The organism is Brevundimonas sp. 1080, assembly GCF_040545985.1.
In the GTDB taxonomy this organism is placed as follows: Bacteria; Pseudomonadota; Alphaproteobacteria; order Caulobacterales; family Caulobacteraceae; genus Brevundimonas.
Genome location: NZ_JBEPMW010000001.1, coordinates 596,184 through 616,366, shown reverse-complemented (window position 1 = coordinate 616,366; position 20,183 = coordinate 596,184). Strand labels below are relative to the sequence as shown.

Sequence of the window (20,183 nt, the reverse complement as noted above, 5' to 3'; positions counted from 1 at the left end):
GCTCGGCCCGTCGTTGAGCGCGGATGAATCTGGGTAGTCTGGAAGGCGCCGTCCTGCCGATCCTCGGCGCGGTGATCGCGGGCGGGGTCATCGGCTTCGAGCGCGAATGGCGGGGCCGGGCGGCGGGCCTCAGAACGCACATCCTGGTCAGCCTGGCGTCAGCCCTACTGATGCTGGCTGCCATGTCGCAGGCCGATTGGGCGTTCCGCGCCCTGCCCGACGAGAACATCGTCACAGACCCGACGCGGATGGCGCACGGCGTGCTGACAGGGATCGGGTTCCTGTGCGCCGGGGTGATCTTCCGCACCGGATTTTCGATCCATGGGCTGACCACGGCGGCGTCGCTGTGGATCACCTCGGCGATCGGCATTCTGTTCGGGGCAGGCCTCTATGCGCTGGGGACGGCGGCGACGGTGGTCACGGCGCTGATCCTGATCGGGTTGAGGCTGATCAACGGGCGTTTGCCCGCGCGCACGGTGGTGGACGCCGAAGTGTGTTGGGAGCGGCGCGAGGCGTCGCCGGAGCCGGCGATCGAGGCGGCGCTGAAAGCCATAGACGCGGACGCGCGACACGACCGGTTCGAGCTGATCGATGGACAGACCGTTCGACGGACTTGGCGATTGAAGGCTGCCGAGGAAAGCCAGCTGAAGCGGCTGGCGGAACAGCTGTGCGCCATACCGGGCGTGGTCGCCTACAGCCTAGACCCGCGCGACGACTGAAACCGTTCATTGCCCGATAACCCTCTTTGCGGCATGAGGGGAACGGATGGCGAACGAACCTGTCAGAATCATCGGCCTGGACCCCGGTCTGCGACGCACCGGCTGGGGCGTCGTGGTGTCGGATGGCGCGCGCCTGAGGTGGGTGGCGCACGGGGTGGTGGCCCCGCCCGAGACCGCGCCGTTCAGCGAGCGGCTGCTGCATCTGTTCGAGGCGCTGGGGACGATCTGCGCCGACCACGGCTGCGAGGAGGCGGCGGTGGAAGAGGTGTTCGTCAATGTGAACCCGTCCTCAACGCTGAAGCTGGGTCATGCGCGGGCGGCGGTGATGCTGGCGCCGGCCAAGGCGGGTCTGACGGTGGCGGAATATTCGCCGAACCTGATCAAGAAGGCGGTGGTGGGCGCGGGCCATGCGGACAAGAGCCAGATCGCCTTCATGGTCAAACGGCTGCTGCCGACCGCGGGCGACGTGAAGGCGGATGCGGCCGACGCCCTGGCCGTCGCGATCACCCATGCGCAACTCAGGAAGCGATCCCTGCTGGAAGCGATGCACCGGGGGGCGGCGTGATCGGGCGGTTGAGAGGCGTGCTGGCCGAGGTCGGCGAGGCGGAATGCCTGATCGACTGCGCCGGCGTGGGCTATGTCGTGTCGTGCGGGGCGCGGACGCTGGGGCGGCTGCCGGCGCCGGGCGACGAGGCGACGGTGCATGTCCATTCGCAGTGGAGCGAGGATGCGGGGCCGCGCCTGTATGGATTTCTGACGCGCGATGAGCGGCGGGCGTTTACGACCCTGCTGGCCATTCAGGGCGTGGGGCCCAAGGCGGCGCTGGCGGTGCTGGACGTCCTCCCGCCCGGCGAACTGGCGTCGGCGGTGGCGCGCGAGGACAAGGCGGCGGTGGCGCGGGCCAACGGCGTGGGGCCGAAGCTGGCGTTGCGGATCGTGACCGAGCTGAAGGGCAAGCCCTTGGGCGACGTCAGTTTTGCGCCGGTCCCGCCGGGGATGCACGTCGAGATCGCACCGCCCGTTCCGTCCATCACCGGCGAGGCCGTGTCCGCCCTGCTTGGGCTGGGCGTCGCCGAGGTCAATGCGCGCCGGGCCGTGGATCAGGCGTTGATCCGTCTGGGCGAAGAGGCGGAGCTGTCGGCGGTGATCCGCTCGGCGCTGCAGGAGTTGGGCCGATGAGAGCCGCATCGACATGACCCGCGTCATCTCCCCCGAGGCCGAGACCGGCGAATCCTTCGATCGCGCGCTGCGGCCGCAGACGTTGTCGGAATTCGTCGGCCAGTCGCAGGCCAAAGGCAATTTGAAGGTCTTCATCGATGCGGCGCGCGGGCGGGCCGAGGCGCTGGACCATGTGCTGCTGTTCGGACCGCCGGGACTGGGCAAGACGACGCTGGCGCAGATCGTGTCGCGCGAGCTGGGCGTGGGGTTCCGTGCGACCTCCGGGCCGATCCTGGCCAAGGCGGGCGATCTGGCGGCCATCCTGACCAACCTTGAGCCGCGCGACGTCCTGTTCATTGACGAGATTCACCGCTTGAGCCCCCAGGTCGAGGAGATCCTGTATCCGGCCATGGAGGATCATGTGCTGGACCTGATCATCGGCGAGGGGCCGTCGGCGCGCTCGGTGCGGATCGATCTGGCGCCGTTCACGCTGGTGGGGGCGACGACGCGGGCGGGCCTGTTGGCCACGCCGTTGCGCGACCGGTTCGGCATTCCGCTGCGGCTGGAGTTCTACACTCCCGACGAACTGACGGCGGTGGTGCGCGGCACGGCGCGCAAGATGGGCGCGGGGATCGATGAAGGCGGCGCGCGCGAGATCGCGTCGCGGGCGCGCGGCACGCCGCGCATCGCCGGGCGCCTGCTGCGCCGGGTGCGGGATTTCGCCTCGGCCGAGGGGGCGGAGACGATCTCGAAACTGGTGGCGGCGCGGGCGCTGGCGCGGCTGGAGGTGGATGAGGCCGGGCTGGACAGCCTGGACCGGCGGTTCCTGAAGGCGTTGATCGAGAACTATGGCGGCGGGCCGGTCGGGATGGACACCCTGGCGGCCGCCATCGCCGAGGCGCGCGACGCGGTCGAGGACGTGATCGAACCCTATCTGCTGCAGCAGGGCTTCATCATGCGCACCCCGCGCGGCCGCATGGCCTGCGCCAAGGCCTATGCGCATCTGGGCCTCAGCGCGCCGGCGCAACCCGCCGCCGGACCCGTGCCGGGCGACCTGTTCGAATAGGCGTTGCCAAGCGGGGCGGGCGGGGGTTTGCTGGGGGCGAACCGGAGCCGTCGTCCCATGATCCTGCGCACCCTGGCCGTGATGGCGTTTGCGGTCGGCCTGACCGGTCTGGCGCCGCCTGCGAGGGCGGCGGCCCCCGTCTTCACCGACAAGGCCTGTCCCAGTGATTGGCCGACGGGTCTGCGCGAGGTGCGGTGCGGGACCCTGACGGTGGACGAGGCGCGCGATGGCTCGGTTAGCGATCGGCGCATCGACATCGCGGTGGTCATCTTCAAGGCCAGCGCGCCCTACAAGGACGCCTCGGGTCAGGCGCTGCCGCCGATGGTGATGTTCCATGGCGGGCCGGGCGGGGCCCTGACGCCGGGGGCGGGGCGGATGCTGGCGGCGCTGCGTCGCAATCCGGAAGCCTTTGCGGTGGATCAGGACGTGATCCTGTTCGACCAGCGGGGCGGCGGGGCGAGCACTCCGTCGATGGACTGTCCGGGCGTCGAGCTGACCGATGCGGGGCCGCCGTCCGACAAGGACCGCGACGGGCTGATCGCCTGTCTGAAGGGATATCAGGCGCAAGGGATCGACCTGAACCAGTACAACGCCGCCGCCATCGCCGACGATGTGAAGGACATGGCCCAGGCCCTGGGTCTGGCCAAGATCGACCTGTGGGGCGGATCGTATGGCCCGCGCATCGAGGCGGCGGTCATCACCCACCAGCCCCAGATCGTGCGCGCCGCCGTGATGGACAGCCCCTGGCCGCCCGAGGGCAACTGGGCCGTCGGCACACCCGAACAGGTTTCGGCGGCGGTGAAGATCATCCTGGCCAAATGCGCGGCCCAGACGGCGTGCGCGGCGCGGCATCCCAACCTTCAGGCGCGGTTCGAGGCCGAGGTGCGCAAATGGCTGGCCGGTCCGGTGACGGGCAAGGACGGGCGCACCTTCAACGTCGACGACCTGTCGGCCTTCCTGATGGACACGACCTATAGCGCGACGGGCGTGCGCAGCCTGCCGGTCGATCTGGACAAGATCATCGCCGGCGACCTGACGCCGGTCGCGGAGATCGCAGAGGACCGCACCTATTATTTCGAGGGCCAGCACATGGCGCATCTGTGCAAGGAAGAACTGCCGTTCGAATCCAAGGCGCGGCTGGCGGCCGGGGCGGCGGGCGATCCGGTTGCCGAGGTGCTGGTTCCGTCGCTGTCGCGGCTGTTCGACGTCTGCGCGGCGGTGGGCGAACGGCCGGCGCTGCCGATCGAGAATCTGCCTGTCCAGACCGACATCCCGACCCTGTTCGTCGCCGCCGAGATCGATCCGGGCTGTCCGCCGCCGCTGACCGAGGCCGCCGCCAAGGGCTATTCGAACAGCCAGGTGGTGATCGTGACCAATGCGACCCACGGCGTCATCAACGCCAGCCCCTGCACGCGCAAGATGGCGCGTGACTTCCTGCGTGATCCGTCCAAGCCGGTGGATCGGACCTGCCTGCCCGCCGCCGACACGCCGCTGGACTTCACCCTGGATGCGCCCGCCGCATGAGGGTGATGCGCCATCGCAGCCCGCTTCAGCAGCGCCTGATGATCGCGGCGGCGCTGGTTCTCGCCCTGTGCGCGGTCGGCGTCTGGGTGCTGATGCAGCCGGTGAACACCCCGTCGCCCGAGCCGGCCGATGCGCGGGTGATGCGCCAGATCCGCACCCAGGCGGGGCGCGGCGCCGAGCTGCGCTACGCCGAGAACGGCGAAAGGCGATCGGTGTGCGGCTATGTCGGGCGCGTCGCGGGCGGGCCGGCGGTGGGCTTCGTCTCCATCCCCAATCGCATCCTGTTCAGCGACGACCCCCTGCCGACCGAGTTCCGCGAAATGCGCCAAAGCTACTGCCCCGGCTTCATGGCCGCGCCGAACCGCCAGCCGTGATCCCTCGGCGGTTGAAGGGGCCAGCGCTCGCCCTGATCGCACAGGTCACGGCGACGGCGGCGATCAGCCTGCTGGCGATCCGGGCGGCCGGTGCGGGGACGGCGTCGGTTGCGGTCCAGGCCGCGGCGTTTCTGATCGGGGCCATGGCGCTGTGGGCGGCGTCGCGGATGGCGCGGCCGAGCCGTGGTCCGAAGCTGACCTCTGCGGCGGCGATCCTGGTCGTCGCAGTCTTTATGCTGACGACGGGCGTGGAGATGCAAGGCGCGCATCGCTGGCTGGCGCTGGGGCCGGTTCTGATCCACCCCGCCTCGCTGCTGGGCGCGCCGCTGCTCTGGATCGTGGCGCAGGATGCTGACGATGTGTGGACGGCAGGCGTCGCCGCCCTGGCGATCCTGACGTTCGGCGCGGGCTTCGACGGGGCCGCCAGCCTGGCTTTCGCCGTGGGGGCGACCGGGTTGCTGACGGCGGCGAGAGGGTCGTGGAAGACGCTGGCGCCGCTGACGGCCCTGTCCTGGATTCTGGCGCTGTGGAGCCTGGCGCAATCGCAGGCGCTGCCGCGCGTTCCCTATGTCGAGGATGTCGTGCCGATGGTCTGGGCGGTTGCGCCGGTCCTCGGGGTGGCGGCGGTGATCGCGCTGATCCTGCTGTCGGCCCCGTTGCTTTGGATGGGATGGCGCGCGCGGGGCATTGCAGCCGCCGTCGGATTGGCCATGGGGGGCTTCTGGATCGGTCTGTCGGCGGCCAATCTGCTGGGCGCCTATCCGGCGCCGGTGGTGGGATATGGTGCTTCGCCTGTGATCGGATGGCTTGTCGCGATCGGACTGGCTATGGCGACTGCACGACGCACGAGGTTTCAGTGACCGCAATCTCCGACCAACCCACCGCCGGCCGTTTCGAGGGGCGCGATCACCTGTTGCCGGTGCGCGTCTATTATGAGGACACCGATTTCACCGGCCTGGTCTATCACGCCAACTATGTGCGCTATTTCGAGCGGGGGCGGTCCGATTTCCTGCGCGCCATCGGGGTGGGGCACGCCGATCTGCTGGAGGAGGCCGAGCCGCTGGCCTTCGTGGTGTCGGAACTGAACATAAAATATCTGAAGCCCGCGCGGATCGACGACGCCCTGGTGGTGCGCACCGTCTACGAGCAGGTGAAGGGCGTGCGGCTGATCATCCGCCAGAGCGTGGAGCGGGCCGGCGAGGTGCTGTGCCGGGCGGAAGTGACGGCGGTGTGCATCCATCTGGATGGGCGGCCGCGACGGCCGTCGAAGGGACTGGTCGAGAAGGTCACGCCGTGGCTGGCGGCCAGTGGAACCGCCGACTAGGATCGCGCCAACGAGGGGGAAACGTCATGGCCGCAGAAACCTACAAGATGTCCGCCAGCGCGGTGATCGTCACGATCCTGCTCTTCGTGCTGCTGATCGGCGGCGCGCTGGTGGGCTGTCCCTATTACAAGGTCTGGGAGCGCAAGATGGCGGGCCAGGCCGAGCTGCAATACCAGCAGGGCGCGCGCCAAGCCTTGATCGCGCAAGCCGCCGCAGAAGACGAGGCGGCGATCAAGCGCGCCGAGGCGGCGACGCGCCGGGTTCTGGGCTGGACCGACGCGGCCAAGCGCGGCTGCGCCGAACTGGGCCGGGCCGGTGATCGCCAGTGCGAGGAGCAACTGCTGAAGGACGCCGCCACCTATTCCATAGCCAAGGAAGGCCACGAGGGCGTCATCATCAGCGTCGGCGCCCCGGTCTCTGTCGCGGTCGATCCGAATGCGCGGCGGACGGCGTCCGAGTAACCTGCTGTTAACCCTTATGACGCGCCTGTCAGATGACGGGCGGACGGGTCGGGGCTAAACGGGCCGGACGCCACACAATGGTCACGTCCGCTCGGTCGAAGAGGGGACGTGACGATCTCGATTCCGCCCGGAGCGCCTGAATGACCACGCCTGTCGACGCCGCGATGATGAACCCGGTCGAGCTGTTCATGACCGCCGACTGGGTGGTCAAGAGCGTGATGATCGGGCTGGCGGCGGCCTCGATCTGGTCGTGGACGATCATCATCGACAAGGCGGTGCGGTTCACGGCGCTGAACAAGCGCGCCGACGACTTCGAAAAATCGGTTCAATCGGGCAGGTCGCTGGAAGAGGTGGCGTCGCAGGCGGGGCCGGATCCGGACCACGCTTTGCCGCGCATGCTGGTGATCGCCCTGTCGGACTGGCGCGAGGCGCGTCAGCGCGGGGCGCTGAACGAGCATCAGGGCGAGCTGCTGCTGGTGCGGATCGACAAGGCGATGAACAGCCTTATCTCGCGCGAGGGCCAGCGGATTGAGAACGGCCTGGGCGTGCTGTCGGTGGTGGCCACCGCCTCGCCCTTTATCGGCCTGTTCGGCACGGTGTGGGGCATCATGAATGCGTTCGGGCGGATCGCGGCGGCGGGCAACACCAATCTGACGACGGTGGCGCCGGCTATTGCGGAAGCCTTGTTTGCGACGGCCATCGGCCTGGCGGCGGCGATCCCGGCCTATATCGCCTACAACAAGTTCTCGATCGACGCGGGCAAGTTCACGGGTCGGCTGGAGGCGTTCGCAGACGACCTGCAGGCCGCCGTGGCGCGACGCCTGGGCAGCCCGTCGGCCCCGCCGCCTCCGCCCCCGCCGTCCAGCGACCTCAGTCTGAAGCGGGGCGTCTGAGCCATGGCCCTAGGCGGTGGTGGTGCGAGCGGCGGCGGGCGCCGGGGACGCAGGGGGCGTAAAGGGCCTCTCACCGAGATCAACGTCACGCCCTTGGTCGACGTGATGCTGGTGCTGCTGATCATCTTCATGATCTCGGCGCCCCTGCTGACGGTGGGGGTGCCGGTCGAACTGCCCAAGACCGAGGCCAGCGCGGTTGAGATCAAGTCCGAACCTCTGTCGGTCAGCATCGACCAGCAGGGTGCCATCTTCGTCGGCGACAGCGAGACGGCGTTCGACGCCCTGTCCACGCGCCTGTTGACCGAGGCCGGCGGCGCCGACAAGGCGGCGGAGCGGCCGGTGTTCGTGCGGGCCGACGGGCGCGCGCCCTATCAGGCCGTGGCGCGGGTGATGGCGCGGTTGAGCGCCTCGGGCTTCACCAAGCTGAACCTGATCACCGACACGGCGCCGGAGGCCTAAATCCTTTGCGTCGGCCGAGCCCCGCCATCCTCGGATCGCTCGCCCTGCACGCCGGGGTGATCGCGCTCGCCTTCTTGATGGTGTCGCACAAGACGGACGAGGACGAGACGCCGCTGGTGGCCTCGGTGCCGGTGACCATTGTGTCGGAAGAGGTGATCCAGGCGGCGCCGGCGGACAATCCGCAGCCCGAACCCTCGCCCGACGACGCCGCGACCGCCCCGGTGCAGCAGCCCGATCCCGTGCCGCCGACGCCGGAGCCTACGCCGCCGCAACCCCAGCCGCGCCCGACCCCGACACCGCCGCGGCCCACGCCGCCGCGCCCGGCCCCGACGCCCACGCCGACGCCGAAGCCCGCGCCGACCCCGACGCCGCCGCGTCCGACGCCTCGACCCCAGCCGCCGACGCCGGCGCCGCCGACCAAGGCCCAGCCGACCCCGCGGCCGGCGACGCCCGCGCCGGCCCGCCCGGCGTCCCAGCGCACCGAGCCGAGCCTGGACCTGGACGCCCTGGCGGGACCGACGCGCCCGACCAACAATCGCGGCCGACCGGCGACGGGGCAGCAGGGGGCGGGCGCGGCGTCCCAGGCCACGGGCCCGCAGATCACGGCCATCTTCAATCAGGTCTATCCGAACTGGATCCTGCCCTGCGACATCCCCGGCGCGGACCAGCTGCGCATCCAGGTCGAGCTGACCCTGTCGGCCGATGGGCGGATCACGCGCGGGCCCAGCCTGATCAACGCCCAGTCGTCGAACGTCTATCGCGCCGCCGCCGACGGCGCCCTGCGCGCCCTGCGCCAGACCGCGCCCTTCGACGTGCCGCAGGGCTTCCCCGGCGGGGTCTATCGCCCGACCTTCAACACCGAACGGGCGTGCCGTAATCGCTGAGCGTCAGGCCGTTATGAGATGTAGGGCAGCCTTGCCGCCCTTCACCGCGTCGGGCGCCAGGCGTCGGTCGAACGTGGCCAGCCGCCCGCCGTTCGAGACGGCTAAGGCCAGCAGATAGGTATCCGTCAACTGGCCCGAGGTGAGCAGGCGATCCTGCGCGATCAAACGGTCGCTCAGCAGACTGATGTCGTCGGGCCAGAACACATGGCCGGGTTGGCTCAGCAACGAGTGAAGCGCGGGCAACACCTGCGCAGGCGCGCCCGGCGAGTTTGGATATTTCGGATTGCTGAGGATTCGAAGCGCGCCGTTTTCGGTCAGCGGGCAGGTCGCCCAACCAGCCTGATGCTCATTTGCGAACCAGGCGTGGGCGGTGAGATGCTCGGTATGGGCTGGATCGATCAATGCGATCAGGACGCTGACGTCCAGAAGCGCGATCAAGGCAGCTCATCGCGCAGAGCGTTGATCTGTTCGGTCGTCACCACAGCGCCCTTGCGGTGCGGCAGGAGACGAATACCGTTGCGGAACTCGGGCGACGTGTCCGGCTTGGCCTGTGTGATCGAGCGGCGCGCGAGATCGGAAATGACTTCGCCCACAGAGGTTCGGGTCTGAACCGCGATGGCCCGTGCGGCGTTCAGCACGTCGTCGTCGATGGCGAGTGTAGTGCGCATGGCTGTAAGATAATGCATCACGCATCACGCATCAATGATCGCTCCCGTCCCGAATGTCGCCCTATTCCCCGTGAAGCTGGCGAAAGTCGAACGGCCCGGCGATAAGGGGCGGCGATCCTTCGAGACTTATGGGAGCATCTGATGCGTCTGAACCTTCTTCTGGCCTCCGTGGCGGCTGTCGCGATGGCTCCTCTGACGACGGCGGCGCAGACGCCTCAGCAGAACCAGCCGGTCGAGGTCGAGATCGATCAGGGCGTGCTGCGCCCGCTTCAGATCGCGGTGGTGCCGTTCGCCGGGACGCACGGGTCGGACATCTCCAATGTCGTCAGCGCCAACCTGAAGCGCTCAGGCTTTTTCGAGCCGCTGAACCCGTCCAGCTTCATCGAGACCGGCCTGACCCTGGCCAATGCGCCGAACTTCCCTCAGTGGACCCAGATCGGCGCGCAGGCGGTGCTGTACGGCGGGGTGACGACGCGCGGCGACGGGCGGCTGGACGTGGGCTTCCGCCTCTATGATCCCTACCGCCAGTGCCAGCTGGTCAGCTATCAGTTCACCGCGACCCAGGAGCAATGGCGCCGGATCGCGCACAAGATTTCCGATGTCATCTATCAGCGCATGACCGGCGAGGCGGGCTTTTTCGATTCCCGCGTGATCTTCGTGTCCGAGGAGGGCACGCAGCTGAACCGGATCAACCGGCTGACCATCGCCGACCAGGACGGGTTCAACCCGACCTATCTGACGCAGGGCGACGAGGTGATCATGTCGCCGCGCTTCTCGCTGTCGCAGCCGGACGAGATCACCTATGTGGCGCTGGGCAAGGATTACAGCCGCATCTACCTCTATAATCTGACGACGGGCCGGCGCGAGAGCCTGGGCGAGTTCGACGGTCAGGTGCTGGCGCCGCGCTTCTCCAACGACGGCAACAAGATCGCCTTCTCGATCATCCGGGGCGGCAATACCGACGTCTATGTGATGGATTTGCGCAGCCGCCAGATCACGCGCCTGACCAGCGACCCGGGCATCGACACCTCGCCGTCGTTCAGCCCGGACGGCAGCCAGATCGTCTTCACCTCGGACCGTTCGGGTTCGGCGCGGCTGTATGTCATGCGGTCGGACGGATCGGGCCAACGGCCGATCTCGCGCGGCGGCGGCATCTATACGGCCCCATCGTGGAGCCCGACCGGCAATCTGATCGCCTTCACCAAACAGGGCGGCGGCCGGTTCTCGACTGGTGTGATGAACGCCGACGGCTCGGGCGAGCGCATCCTGTCCTCCAGCTATTTCGAGGAGGGGCCGAACTGGGCGCCGAACGGCCGCTACGTGATGTTCGCGCGCCAGACGCCGGGCGGCGACACGCGTCTGTGGACCGTGGACCTGTCGGGGCGCGTGGTGTCGCAGGCGGGCTATAACGGACGCGGGACCGACCCGGCCTGGTCGCCGCTGCTGGACCGCGGCCCGAGCAATCTGGGCGTGAACCAGGGCGCCGACAGCTGCCCCGCCTAAACGCCGCACCGACACCGTCGGAGCCTTAAAGCTCAACTGTGCGTTATCGCCTCTAGCGTCGAAAAATCGGCCAAGGCAGACAGTAAAGCCAAGCTTGAGGCCCGCCCCTTGCCAGAAACGATACGTCAGGAGACGACCCCATGAAGACTTCCCGCATTCTCAAACTAGCGATGGTCGGCTGCGCCGTCGCCGCCATGGCCGCCTGCACCCGAAAGCCCCCGGTCGAGACCGGCGTGCCCGGTCCGAACGACGGCACGACGCAACCGACGGGACCGGCCTATCCGACCGCGCCCACCGGTCCGGTGACCGGCGGAAACATGGGCTCGGCCGCGCCGGGCACCGAACAGGACTTCGTCGTCAACGTCGGCGACCGCATCTATTTCGACCTGGATTCCTATGAGGTCCGGCCCGAGGCCATGCCGCGTCTGGACGCCCAGGCCCAGTGGCTGCAGCGCTATCCGTCCGTGACGGTCCGCATCGAGGGCAACGCCGACGAACGCGGCACGCGCGAATACAATCTGGCGCTGGGCGCCCGCCGTGCGGAATCGGTGCGCACCTATCTGATCAACCGGGGCATTCCGGCCGGCCGGATCGACACTATCAGCTTCGGCAAGGAGCGGCCGATCGCGGAAGGCTCGAACGAAGACGCCTTCGCCCGCAACCGCAACGCCCACACCGCCATCGTCTCGGGCGCGCCGCGCTGACGACCGGCTGATCGGCTGATCTGAAGGAGGCGCCGGCCGCAGGGTCGGCGCCTCTTTTCGTTTCCGCGCTTGTCCTGACGCCGGGCTGGCGGCAGAACCGTCGTCACAGGGATCGGGGGATCAGCGAATGGATATCGAAGGGGCGGGCGCCGTTGTCACGGCCGGACTGGTCGCAGGCGCGATCGAAAAGCCGACGGGCAAGGCCGGCGAGGCCCACCCCCACGGCGTCTGTTCCGACTGCGGGGCCGACACCAGCGGCAACTTCTGCGCAAACTGCGGCCAGCCGACCCATGTCCACCGCAGCCTGCTGCACCTGGGCGAAGAGCTGCTGCACGGGGTCATGCATTTCGACGCCCGGATCTGGCGCACCCTGCCACTGCTGTGGCTGAACCCCGGAAAGCTGACGCGCGAGTGGGTCGAGGGCAAGCGCACGCGCTACGTCTCGCCGTTGGCGATCTTCCTGTTCACCCTGTTCGTGATGTTCTTCGCGCTCAGCTTTGCGCCGCACCCGGAATCCAAGACCGAAGGCGCAGAGATGGCCGAACGGATCGCGTCCCAGCGCGTCGGCCTGGCCGAGGCGGAAAAGGCCCTGGTCCAGATGCGGGCCGAAAGCGGCGCTCGGCCGGACCCGACGATGCAGATGGCGATCAACGCCGGACAGAAGCTGGTCGATGACCGCCGCGCGGCCCTGGTCCGGCTGGAGACCGAGCAGCGCGACGGTCGCGCCGACGGTCTGAAGCCCGGCAGCTGGCAGGCCGGGATCAAGGACATGGCGACCGAAGAGGCCGGCGAGAGCAAGCTGAAGGTCATGGGCAAGGACGCCGAGAAGGACGGCCACGGCGTCGGCGCCACGGTGTTGAAGAAGCTGCAGAACCCGGACCTCGCGCTCTATAAGTTCCAGCAGACGGTGTACAAGTTCGCCTTCCTGCTGGTGCCCTTGTCCATCCCGTTCGTGGCCCTGCTGTTTCTGTGGAAGCGCGGCTTCACCCTGTACGACCACGGGGTGTTCGTTCTGTACTCGCTGACCTTCATGGCCATGCTGCTGATGCTGATGGTGCTGTCGGCGACGATCGCCGGGTGGCTGGGCGCCATCGTCATTCCGCTGGGGCTGCTGGCTGTGCCCGTGCATGTGTTCGCCCAGGTGAAGGGCGCCTATTCGCTGTCCTGGTTCTCGGCCCTGTGGCGGACGATCGCGCTGTTAGTATTCTGCAACATCGTGGTCGGCCTGTTCATCACGGCCATCGTCTATCTGGGCTTGGGGCACTAGCTCGGCCTTGCGGCGGCCCCAAATCGGTGAAAGCTAGACGCATGACCAAGCTCTCGATTTCTCGTGCTCATCTGCTCGCCGCCGCCGCCCTTGGGGTTGTCCTGATCGGAGGCGGCGCGGTCGCCCAGCAGGCCCAGCCCAACATCATGGAGCGGACCGAGTGGGACAATCGCCGCCTGGACCAGCTGGACCGCAATGTGCGCCGGCTGGAGCGCGCTCTGACCCAGAGAAACGCCGTCGGCCAGCCCGTGCTGGTCGAGCCGGACCCCGAGGTGGTGACGCTGCAGGGGCAGTTCGCCCTGATGGACCGACGCCTGGGCGATCTGGAGGCCACGGTGCGCCGGATCAACGGCGACAACGAGCGGCTGACGTTCCAACTGGACGAGGCCACGCGCGAGAACGAGACGCTGAAGACGCGTCTGGCGGACGCCGAGGGCCGGTTGCAGAAGCTGGAGACCCAGGCTGAATTGAATGCGCCGATCGAGGCGACTTCGCCCACCGGCGATGCGACGCGCGACCTGGCGGCGGCGGTGGCCCTGTTGGCGACCGACAAGCCGCGCGGCGAGCGGGCGCTGGAAACGGTGATCGCGGCCTGGCCAGATACGCCGCAATCGCGCGAGGCCAACTCGCGCCTGGGCGACCTGCGGGTCGCGGCGAACGACAAGGCGGGGGCGGTGCCCTATTACGCCGCCGCGCTGAAGGACTGGCCGCGCATCGGCTGGGCGGCGGACACGACGCTGAAACTGGCCGACGCCCTGTTCGCGACGCAGCGGAAGCCGCAAGGGTGCGCGGCCCTGGCTGAATTCACACGTCGCTATGCGCCCGCCGCTTCGGACCCGCAAAAGGCGCGGGCGGCCCAGTTGAAGACGACGGGCGCCTGCGCCTGACGTCTGACCCGGATCTCAGAGCGCGAGCATTCGCGTGGCTGGATGCGCGACTGACGCGGGACACGGGCCGGCCGCTGGCGCTGGCCCTGTCGGGGGGCGGAGATTCCATCGCCCTGTTGCGGCTGACGACAGACTGGGCGCGGACGCGCGGGCGTTCGGTGCTGGCCCTGACCGTCGATCACCGGCTGAATGCGGACAGCGGCCGCTGGACCGACTTTGCGGCCGGGGCGGCGCGGGACGCCGGAGCCGACTGGCGCGGGTTGAGTTGGGGCGGAGACAAGCCCGCGACCGGTCTGACGGCGGCGGCGCGGGCGGCTCGGCATGGTTTGATTGCGGATGCGGCGCGCGAGGGGGGGGCGTCGGTCGTCCTGTTCGCCCATACCGCCGACGATATCGCCGAGGCCGATCTGATGCGCAGCGAAGGCTCGACGCTGGGACGGGTGCGCGAATGGTCGCCGTCGCCGGCCTGGCCCGAAGGGCGAGGCCTGATGCTTTTGCGGCCGCTGCTGGGCGAGCGGCGGGCGGGCTTGCGCGACTGGCTGGCGGGCGAGGGGGCCGACTGGATCGAGGACCCCGCCAACGCCGATCCCCGCTTCGGCCGCAGCCGGGCGCGGCAGGCGCTGGCGGGCGCGGCGCCCCGGTCGATCGAGCAGGCGGCGGCGCAAACCGGGGCGCGGCCGATGATCGAGGGCGAGGCCATGGTGCGTGTGGACCGGGACGTGGGCGCGCGGGCGCTGGCGGCGGCCCTGGTGTGCGTCGGCGGCGGATCGACGCCGCCCCGGGGTGCGCGGTTGGAAGCTTGGATGGCGCGGCTGACGGCGGGTGAGGATTTCGCGGCGACCCTGTGCGGAACGCGCATCGAGGCTGTCGGGGCGGCGGTGCGGCTGATGCGCGAGGCCGGCGAGCTGCGCAGGCGGGACATTTCGCCGCTGGCGCTGACGCCCGGAGTCGAGGCGGTCTGGGACGGCCGGTTCGTCTTTTGCGCCGATCGTGCCGGCTGGTCCGTCGTGGCGGCGCGGGGGCGGTTGGCCCGCCTGTCGGACGCCGACAGGACCGAGATCAATCGGCTGCCGGCGGCGACGCGCGGGGCCTGGCCTGTGTTGATCAGGGACGACGCGGTGGCCCCGGTTCTTGCAGGCGAAGGGGTCGAACGGCGCGGCCTTGTCGCGGAACGGCTCAGGCTGGCGCTGGACGAAACGACGCACGAAGACGACCTGATTTCCGCCACCCGATAGCGTAACGCTGATTAAGCCCCTATTTTCCCAGACAGACACATCCAGACCGTCGATCCCACCGGGGTCGCGGACGACCGAGGACCTCAATGAACCTGCGTAATCTGGCGATCACCGGCGTGATCATTCTGGCGTTGCTGGCGGGCTATGCGGCGCTGTCGCAGGGCGGCGCCATGAACGGCGTGACGGGCCAGCCGGCCGGCAAGCCCGAGGCCATCAGCTATTCCCAGCTGGTGCAGCGCGTGAACGCGGGCGAGGTCAAACAGGTGACCATCCGCTTGGACAAGGTAAACGGCGAGCTGAAGAACGGCGAACGCTTCACCTCCACCACCGTCTATCCGAACGAACAGCTGGTGGCGCAGATGCTGCAGGCGGGCGTCGAGATCGACGCCAAGTCGGGCGGCCAGTCGATCTGGATGAGCCTGCTGCTGGGCATCCTGCCGATCGCGCTGCTGATCGGGGTGTGGATCTTCTTCATGCGCCAGATGCAGGGCGGGGCGAAGGGCGCCATGGGCTTCGGCAAGTCCAAGGCCAAGCTGCTGACCGAACACAAGGGACGCAAGACCTTCGACGACGTCGCCGGCGTGGACGAGGCCAAGGACGAACTGCAGGAGGTGGTCGACTTCCTGAAGGATCCGGGCAAGTTCCAGCGTTTGGGCGGCAAGATCCCCAAGGGCGCCCTGCTGGTCGGCCCTCCCGGCACCGGCAAGACGCTGCTGGCGCGCGCGGTCGCGGGCGAGGCGGGCGTGCCCTTCTTCTCGATCTCGGGTTCGGACTTCGTCGAGATGTTCGTCGGCGTCGGCGCCAGCCGCGTGCGCGACATGTTCGAACAGGCCAAGAAGAACGCGCCCTGCATCATCTTCATCGACGAAATCGACGCCGTCGGTCGCCACCGCGGCGCGGGTCTCGGCGGCGGCAATGACGAGCGCGAACAGACGCTGAACCAGCTGCTGGTCGAGATGGACGGCTTCGAGGCGTCCGAGAACATCATCCTGATCGCCGCGACCAACCGTCCCGACGTGCTGGACCCGGCGCTGCTGCGTCCCGGCCGTTTCGACCGCCAGGTGGTGGTGCCGAACCCCGATGTCTCGGGACGCGAACGCATCCTGCGCGTCCACATGAAGGACGTGCCCCTGGCCGCCGACGTCAACGTCAAGACGATCGCGCGCGGCACACCCGGCTTCTCGGGCGCCGACCTGGCCAATCTGGTCAACGAGGCGGCCCTGACGGCGGCGCGCAAGGACCGTCGCATGGTCACCCACCGCGACTTCGAGGACGCCAAGGACAAGGTGCTGATGGGCTCGGAACGTCGCTCCATGGCCATGAACGAGGAAGAAAAGCGTCTGACCGCCTATCACGAGGCCGGTCACGCCATCGTCGCCATGAACGTCAAGATGGCCGACCCGGTCCACAAGGCGACCATCGTCCCGCGCGGCCGGGCGCTGGGCATGGTGATGCAGTTGCCGGAAGGCGACCGCTATTCGATGAAATATCAGCAGATGATCGACCGGATCGCCATCATGGCGGGCGGCCGCGTCGCCGAGGAACTGATCTTCGGGCCGGAAAACATCACCTCGGGCGCCAGCTCGGATATCGAACAGGCGACGAAGCTGGCTCGCGCCATGGTCACCCGCTGGGGCTTCTCGGATAAGCTGGGCACGGTGGCCTACGGCGAGAACCAGGAAGAGGTCTTCCTGGGCCACTCGGTCGCCCGCAGCCAGAACATCTCCGAAGAGACGGCGCGCACCATCGACGAGGAAGTCCGTCGCCTGGTGACCTCGGGCTGGGACGAGGCGCGCACGATCCTGACGACCAAGGCCGAGGATCACGAAAAGCTGTCTCAGGCCCTGCTTGAATACGAGACCCTGTCGGGTGAGGAGATCAAGGACCTGCTGGAGAAGGGCGTCGCGCCGAACCGTGACGAGAACAACTTCCCCAACGCCGGGCCTTCGGTCTCGGTGCCGGTGACGCCGGTGTCGGACGGCACGGACATCGAGGTCCCGGTCGCCGCCCCGGCCGCGACCAGCGTGCCCACGGTTCACTGAACCCAGGCCTGATCTGAAGATGGACCCGCCGGGAGATTGCTCTCCCGGCGGGTTTTTCATTGGGCATATGGCTGACTCGCTGGCCGACACGTCACACTTTCAAACGAACAAGTTTGCATTTCAAACCTGTCTGTGAGATATGGCGATCTCGATCACGGGAGGGACGTCATGGTGATATCGCAAGCAGAGCAGGTGGAGCGGCTGCACGGACTGGATGCGTTGCGCGCCGGGGCGCTGCTGCTGGGGGTGCTGCTTCACACCAGCCTGTCCTTCTTTCCGCAGCAGATCTGGATCGTGGCGGACGACAGTCGATCAATCGGCGCGGCGTGGCTGTTTTTCGCCATCCACCTGTTTCGCATGACGGCCTTCTTCCTGATCGCAGGACTGTTCGCCCATATGATGCTGGCGCGCCGGGGATGGGTCGGGTTCGCCAAGGACCGGGCGATGCGGATCGCCGGGCCGCTGGCGGCCTTCTGGTTTCCGGTCATGGCGGGGATCGTTACGGCCCTGGTCTGGAACGCTTATGCCAATGGTCTGGTGACGCCCGGGGCGCCGCCGCCGCCGCCGCCTCCGCCGACGTATGACTGGACCAACGTTCCGCTGACCCACCTGTGGTTTCTGTGGGTGCTGACGCTGTTCTACGCCGTCGTCCTGATCGTGCGGGCCGTGCTCGGCATGCTGGATCGCGCGGGGCGAGCGGGTCCGGTCGTGGACAGGATCACCGGCGCGCTGATTGGCCCGTGGACGCCTGCCGCGCTGGCCGCCCCGCTCGCCCTGGCGCTGTGGCTGGATCCGAAGTGGATCGCCTTCTTTGCCGTGCCGACGCCGGACGCGGGCGTGATCCCAAACACCTCCGCCCTGGTCGGGTTCGGCCTCGCCTTTGGCCTGGGGTTCGCGCTGGACCGGCGGCGTGATCTGTTGGACCGTATCGCAAAGGGGGCGCCGCTGTTCCTCAGCATGGCGCTGGTTTCGGGCGTCGCGGCCTATGTGCTGGCGGGCGGACCGAGCATCGTGCCGATGGGCGAGCCGACGGCCAGCAAGGCCCTGGCCGCCGCCGTCACGGCGGTCGCCGTCTATGCCGCGGCCTTGGCGGCCACGGGGCTATGCCTGCGGTTCGCCTCGGGCCACAGTCCGGTTCGGCGCTACCTCTCCGACGCCTCCTACTGGATCTATATCGTGCATCTGCCGCTGGTCATGCTGGCCCAGGTCTGGGTGCAGGACTGGGCCGGGCCGTGGTGGGTGAAGCTGATCGGCGTGTCGGCGGGCGTCTTCGCCGTGTGCCTGGCGTCCTACGAACTGCTGATCCGCCACAACTTTATGGGACGGTGGCTGAATGGCCGGCGCGTGCCGTGGCGCAACCGGCCTGCGCCTGCCCTGGTCCCCGCCGAATAATTTGCAAACCCTTCCAGCGGCGTCCATCCGAGGGACGCGCCCGTCGCACAGGAATCACACAGCGATGTCCGACAAGTCCCGCACCGGCCCCGAGGCCGACCTGGCCTTCATGAAGGCCATTGTCCAGGGCGGCAATAATCCCAGGGCGACCCTGACGCTGGGCGTCGCCTATCTGGCGGGCGGTCTGCTCTATGGTCTGCAATGCCTGTTCCATATCGGTCAGGTGTGGGGGATCGTGCGCTGGCCGCCTCTGGGAAATCTCAGCTTCGTGGTCGCCATCACGGTCGCCTTCCTGATCGTCCTGACCTGGGCCGTGCGTGAGGACCGCAAGACGGGGACGGCCGGCCCCATCGTCACTCGCACCTTGAATGCGGCCTTCAGCGGCGCGGGCATGGCCAATCTGGCGATCATCATCGTGTTCGGCGTGGGCGCGCGCCGCGATCAGGACTTCGCGGTCTGGCTCTATTATCCGGCGATGATCTTCGCGCTTCAGTCGGCGGCCTGGTTCGTGGCCTACAGTCTGAAGAAGAAGCCCTGGATGCTGACGACGTCGTTGGGCGGCTGGCTCACGGCGGTCGCGCTGGGCGTGCTGGTGCGCGACGCGGTGATCTATCTCTACGTCTGCACCCTCGCCCTGTTCGTGCTGTTCGCGGGACCGGGCTGGATCATGACGCGTGCGGCGCTGAAGGCCCGCGCCGTCGATACGGACGCCGGCTGATCCATGGGGCTGGACGCGCTCGGCAAGATCGACGAGGTCATCCACGGCCGGATGCGGCTGGGGATCATGGTCTATCTGGCCGATGCCGAGGCCGCCGACTTCACCGAGCTGAAGACGGTGCTGGAGGCGACGCAGGGCAATCTGTCGGTCCATATCAAGAAGCTGGAGGAGGCGGGATACGTCGCCGTGGCCAAGAGCTTTGTGAACAACAAGCCCCTGACCCGCGTGTCCATCACAGCGTCAGGGCGCAAGGCTTTCGCCGCCTATCTGGAGGCGCTGGGCGGCCTGATCGGGCGGTCGGCCTGATGGCGCCGATGGTCGTTGATCCGGACAAGGTGCGGGCGTTCGAGACGCCCGAGGCGTTCGAGGCCTGGCTGGCTGCGAACCACGACCGCGAGACCGAGCTCTGGATCCGCATCTTCAAGATCAAGTCGGGCGTCGCCTCGATCACCTGGGTCGAGGCGGTGGATGTGCTCCTGTGCTGGGGCTGGATCGACGGGATCAAGAAAAGCCTGGATGCTGACAGCTTCCTGCAACGCGTCTCGCCGCGCGGTAAGAAGAGCGTCTGGAGCCAGATCAACGTCGCCAATGTCGCGCGTCTGATTGAGGAAGGGCGGATGACGCCGCACGGGATGAAACACGTGGAGGCGGCCAAGGCGGACGGGCGCTGGGACGCGGCCTACCGCATCAAGGGCTCGACCGCGCCCGACGACCTGATGGCCGCCATCAACGCCGAGCCGCAGGCACGGGCGACGTTCGACACCCTGACGGCGCAGAACCGGTTCGCGCTGACCTATCGCACCGAGGCGCCAAAGACCCCGGCGGGCCGTGCCAAGGCCATCGCCCGCCTGGTGGAGATGCTGAAACGGGGCGAGACGCCCCACCCGCAGAAGAGGGCGTGACCG

24 protein-coding genes are annotated in these 20,183 nt (G+C 68.4%); 22 read left to right on the top strand and 2 right to left on the bottom strand.

Annotated elements, in window-relative coordinates; translation table 11 throughout:
* Positions 1–23: 23 nt before the first annotated feature.
* The 12 genes from ABIC32_RS03175 (at position 24) to tolA (ending at position 8,862) form a co-directional block, all read left to right on the top strand.
* Positions 24–719: an MgtC/SapB family protein gene (locus ABIC32_RS03175; RefSeq protein WP_165118331.1), complete on the top strand. Its 696-nt coding sequence runs from the start codon at positions 24–26 to the stop codon at positions 717–719.
* Positions 720–765: 46 nt separating this feature from the next.
* Positions 766–1,284 (top strand): crossover junction endodeoxyribonuclease RuvC, encoded by a 519-nt coding sequence (gene ruvC, locus ABIC32_RS03170; RefSeq protein ID WP_055753940.1) that lies wholly within the window; start codon positions 766–768, stop codon positions 1,282–1,284.
* Positions 1,281–1,898, top strand: coding sequence for a Holliday junction branch migration protein RuvA (gene ruvA, locus ABIC32_RS03165; protein ID WP_354072270.1), 618 nt, complete (start codon positions 1,281–1,283; stop codon positions 1,896–1,898). Before ruvC ends, ruvA begins: the two co-directional genes overlap by 4 nt.
* 13 nt (positions 1,899–1,911) lie before the next feature.
* Positions 1,912–2,943, top strand: coding sequence for a Holliday junction branch migration DNA helicase RuvB (gene ruvB / locus ABIC32_RS03160; protein WP_199060003.1), 1,032 nt, complete (start codon positions 1,912–1,914; stop codon positions 2,941–2,943).
* Between the two features lie 57 nt (positions 2,944–3,000).
* A complete protein-coding gene (locus tag ABIC32_RS03155; RefSeq protein ID WP_354072267.1) occupies positions 3,001–4,467 on the top strand; it encodes an alpha/beta hydrolase in 1,467 nt (488 codons plus the stop codon).
* Between the two features lie 5 nt (positions 4,468–4,472).
* Complete coding sequence (locus ABIC32_RS03150; RefSeq protein ID WP_307512607.1) at positions 4,473–4,841, top strand: hypothetical protein; 369 nt, start codon at positions 4,473–4,475, stop codon at positions 4,839–4,841.
* Entirely contained in the window at positions 4,838–5,701 is an 864-nt protein-coding gene (locus ABIC32_RS03145; RefSeq protein ID WP_307512605.1) for a hypothetical protein, read from the top strand. Before ABIC32_RS03150 ends, ABIC32_RS03145 begins: the two co-directional genes overlap by 4 nt.
* Before the next feature lie 5 nt (positions 5,702–5,706).
* Positions 5,707–6,165, top strand: a complete 459-nt coding sequence (gene ybgC / locus ABIC32_RS03140; RefSeq protein WP_026108605.1) for a tol-pal system-associated acyl-CoA thioesterase — start codon at positions 5,707–5,709, stop codon at positions 6,163–6,165.
* A gap of 26 nt (positions 6,166–6,191) precedes the next feature.
* Entirely contained in the window at positions 6,192–6,626 is a 435-nt protein-coding gene (locus ABIC32_RS03135) for a hypothetical protein (protein WP_307512603.1), read from the top strand.
* A 140-nt stretch (positions 6,627–6,766) separates the two neighbouring features.
* Complete coding sequence (gene tolQ, locus ABIC32_RS03130) at positions 6,767–7,519, top strand: protein TolQ (RefSeq protein WP_185224505.1); 753 nt, start codon at positions 6,767–6,769, stop codon at positions 7,517–7,519.
* Positions 7,520–7,522: 3 nt separating this feature from the next.
* On the top strand, positions 7,523–7,978 hold the full coding sequence (locus ABIC32_RS03125; protein ID WP_039246166.1) for an ExbD/TolR family protein: 456 nt from the start codon (positions 7,523–7,525) through the stop codon (positions 7,976–7,978).
* Positions 7,979–7,983: 5 nt separating this feature from the next.
* Positions 7,984–8,862, top strand: a complete 879-nt coding sequence (gene tolA, locus ABIC32_RS03120) for a cell envelope integrity protein TolA (protein WP_354072263.1) — start codon at positions 7,984–7,986, stop codon at positions 8,860–8,862.
* A gap of 3 nt (positions 8,863–8,865) precedes the next feature.
* On the opposite strand, the gene ABIC32_RS03115 is transcribed toward tolA, so the two are convergent.
* Together ABIC32_RS03115 and ABIC32_RS03110 are read right to left on the bottom strand one after the other, a co-directional pair.
* Positions 8,866–9,300 (bottom strand): TA system VapC family ribonuclease toxin, encoded by a 435-nt coding sequence (locus ABIC32_RS03115; protein ID WP_066626804.1) that lies wholly within the window; start codon positions 9,298–9,300, stop codon positions 8,866–8,868.
* The gene (locus ABIC32_RS03110) at positions 9,297–9,548 is read right to left on the bottom strand and encodes a CopG family transcriptional regulator (RefSeq protein WP_197458414.1); all 252 of its coding nucleotides are present in this window, start codon (positions 9,546–9,548) and stop codon (positions 9,297–9,299) included. The genes ABIC32_RS03115 and ABIC32_RS03110 overlap by 4 nt, the downstream gene beginning before the upstream one ends.
* Positions 9,549–9,671: 123 nt before the next feature.
* On the opposite strand from ABIC32_RS03110, the gene tolB reads away from it, so the two are divergent.
* From tolB to ABIC32_RS03060, 10 genes are all read left to right on the top strand, one after another.
* Positions 9,672–11,033 (top strand): Tol-Pal system beta propeller repeat protein TolB, encoded by a 1,362-nt coding sequence (gene tolB, locus ABIC32_RS03105; protein WP_354072260.1) that lies wholly within the window; start codon positions 9,672–9,674, stop codon positions 11,031–11,033.
* 140 nt (positions 11,034–11,173) lie between these two features.
* The gene (pal, locus tag ABIC32_RS03100) at positions 11,174–11,737 is read left to right on the top strand and encodes a peptidoglycan-associated lipoprotein Pal (protein ID WP_039246161.1); all 564 of its coding nucleotides are present in this window, start codon (positions 11,174–11,176) and stop codon (positions 11,735–11,737) included.
* A 127-nt stretch (positions 11,738–11,864) separates the two neighbouring features.
* Positions 11,865–13,004 carry a DUF3667 domain-containing protein gene (locus ABIC32_RS03095; protein ID WP_354072258.1) on the top strand — a complete coding sequence of 380 codons (1,140 nt, stop codon included), beginning with the start codon at positions 11,865–11,867 and terminating at the stop codon, positions 13,002–13,004.
* A gap of 41 nt (positions 13,005–13,045) precedes the next feature.
* On the top strand, positions 13,046–13,891 hold the full coding sequence (locus ABIC32_RS03090) for a tol-pal system protein (protein WP_354072256.1): 846 nt from the start codon (positions 13,046–13,048) through the stop codon (positions 13,889–13,891).
* Positions 13,882–15,126 carry a tRNA lysidine(34) synthetase TilS gene (gene tilS / locus ABIC32_RS03085; protein ID WP_502909307.1) on the top strand — a complete coding sequence of 415 codons (1,245 nt, stop codon included), beginning with the start codon at positions 13,882–13,884 and terminating at the stop codon, positions 15,124–15,126. The genes ABIC32_RS03090 and tilS overlap by 10 nt, the downstream gene beginning before the upstream one ends.
* A gap of 86 nt (positions 15,127–15,212) precedes the next feature.
* Positions 15,213–17,168 carry an ATP-dependent zinc metalloprotease FtsH gene (gene ftsH / locus ABIC32_RS03080; RefSeq protein WP_091749975.1) on the top strand — a complete coding sequence of 652 codons (1,956 nt, stop codon included), beginning with the start codon at positions 15,213–15,215 and terminating at the stop codon, positions 17,166–17,168.
* Positions 17,169–17,336: 168 nt separating this feature from the next.
* Positions 17,337–18,560 (top strand): acyltransferase family protein, encoded by a 1,224-nt coding sequence (locus ABIC32_RS03075; protein WP_354072253.1) that lies wholly within the window; start codon positions 17,337–17,339, stop codon positions 18,558–18,560.
* 64 nt (positions 18,561–18,624) lie between these two features.
* Positions 18,625–19,278 carry a hypothetical protein gene (locus ABIC32_RS03070; protein WP_316409296.1) on the top strand — a complete coding sequence of 218 codons (654 nt, stop codon included), beginning with the start codon at positions 18,625–18,627 and terminating at the stop codon, positions 19,276–19,278.
* 3 nt (positions 19,279–19,281) lie between these two features.
* Positions 19,282–19,584 (top strand): winged helix-turn-helix domain-containing protein, encoded by a 303-nt coding sequence (locus ABIC32_RS03065; protein WP_295165834.1) that lies wholly within the window; start codon positions 19,282–19,284, stop codon positions 19,582–19,584.
* Positions 19,584–20,180: a YdeI/OmpD-associated family protein gene (locus ABIC32_RS03060; RefSeq protein ID WP_354072250.1), complete on the top strand. Its 597-nt coding sequence runs from the start codon at positions 19,584–19,586 to the stop codon at positions 20,178–20,180. The genes ABIC32_RS03065 and ABIC32_RS03060 overlap by 1 nt, the downstream gene beginning before the upstream one ends.
* The last annotated feature ends 3 nt before the right edge of the window (positions 20,181–20,183 follow it).

Excerpts from the sequence above, each read along its gene's own strand:
- ABIC32_RS03175 (WP_165118331.1), top strand. The coding sequence starts at position 24 with ATGAATCTGGGTAGTCTGGAAGGCGCCGTCCTGCCGATCCTCGGCGCG.
- ruvC (WP_055753940.1), top strand. The coding sequence starts at position 766 with ATGGCGAACGAACCTGTCAGAATCATCGGCCTGGACCCCGGTCTGCGA.
- ruvB (WP_199060003.1), top strand. The coding sequence starts at position 1,912 with ATGACCCGCGTCATCTCCCCCGAGGCCGAGACCGGCGAATCCTTCGAT.
- ABIC32_RS03155 (WP_354072267.1), top strand. The coding sequence starts at position 3,001 with ATGATCCTGCGCACCCTGGCCGTGATGGCGTTTGCGGTCGGCCTGACC.
- ABIC32_RS03150 (WP_307512607.1), top strand. The coding sequence starts at position 4,473 with ATGCGCCATCGCAGCCCGCTTCAGCAGCGCCTGATGATCGCGGCGGCG.
- ABIC32_RS03135 (WP_307512603.1), top strand. The coding sequence starts at position 6,192 with ATGGCCGCAGAAACCTACAAGATGTCCGCCAGCGCGGTGATCGTCACG.
- tolQ (WP_185224505.1), top strand. The coding sequence starts at position 6,767 with ATGACCACGCCTGTCGACGCCGCGATGATGAACCCGGTCGAGCTGTTC.
- ABIC32_RS03125 (WP_039246166.1), top strand. The coding sequence starts at position 7,523 with ATGGCCCTAGGCGGTGGTGGTGCGAGCGGCGGCGGGCGCCGGGGACGC.
- ABIC32_RS03110 (WP_197458414.1), bottom strand. The coding sequence starts at position 9,548 with ATGCATTATCTTACAGCCATGCGCACTACACTCGCCATCGACGACGAC.
- tolB (WP_354072260.1), top strand. The coding sequence starts at position 9,672 with ATGCGTCTGAACCTTCTTCTGGCCTCCGTGGCGGCTGTCGCGATGGCT.
- pal (WP_039246161.1), top strand. The coding sequence starts at position 11,174 with ATGAAGACTTCCCGCATTCTCAAACTAGCGATGGTCGGCTGCGCCGTC.
- ABIC32_RS03095 (WP_354072258.1), top strand. The coding sequence starts at position 11,865 with ATGGATATCGAAGGGGCGGGCGCCGTTGTCACGGCCGGACTGGTCGCA.
- ABIC32_RS03090 (WP_354072256.1), top strand. The coding sequence starts at position 13,046 with ATGACCAAGCTCTCGATTTCTCGTGCTCATCTGCTCGCCGCCGCCGCC.
- ftsH (WP_091749975.1), top strand. The coding sequence starts at position 15,213 with ATGAACCTGCGTAATCTGGCGATCACCGGCGTGATCATTCTGGCGTTG.
- ABIC32_RS03075 (WP_354072253.1), top strand. The coding sequence starts at position 17,337 with ATGGTGATATCGCAAGCAGAGCAGGTGGAGCGGCTGCACGGACTGGAT.
- ABIC32_RS03070 (WP_316409296.1), top strand. The coding sequence starts at position 18,625 with ATGTCCGACAAGTCCCGCACCGGCCCCGAGGCCGACCTGGCCTTCATG.
- ABIC32_RS03065 (WP_295165834.1), top strand. The coding sequence starts at position 19,282 with ATGGGGCTGGACGCGCTCGGCAAGATCGACGAGGTCATCCACGGCCGG.
- ABIC32_RS03060 (WP_354072250.1), top strand. The coding sequence starts at position 19,584 with ATGGCGCCGATGGTCGTTGATCCGGACAAGGTGCGGGCGTTCGAGACG.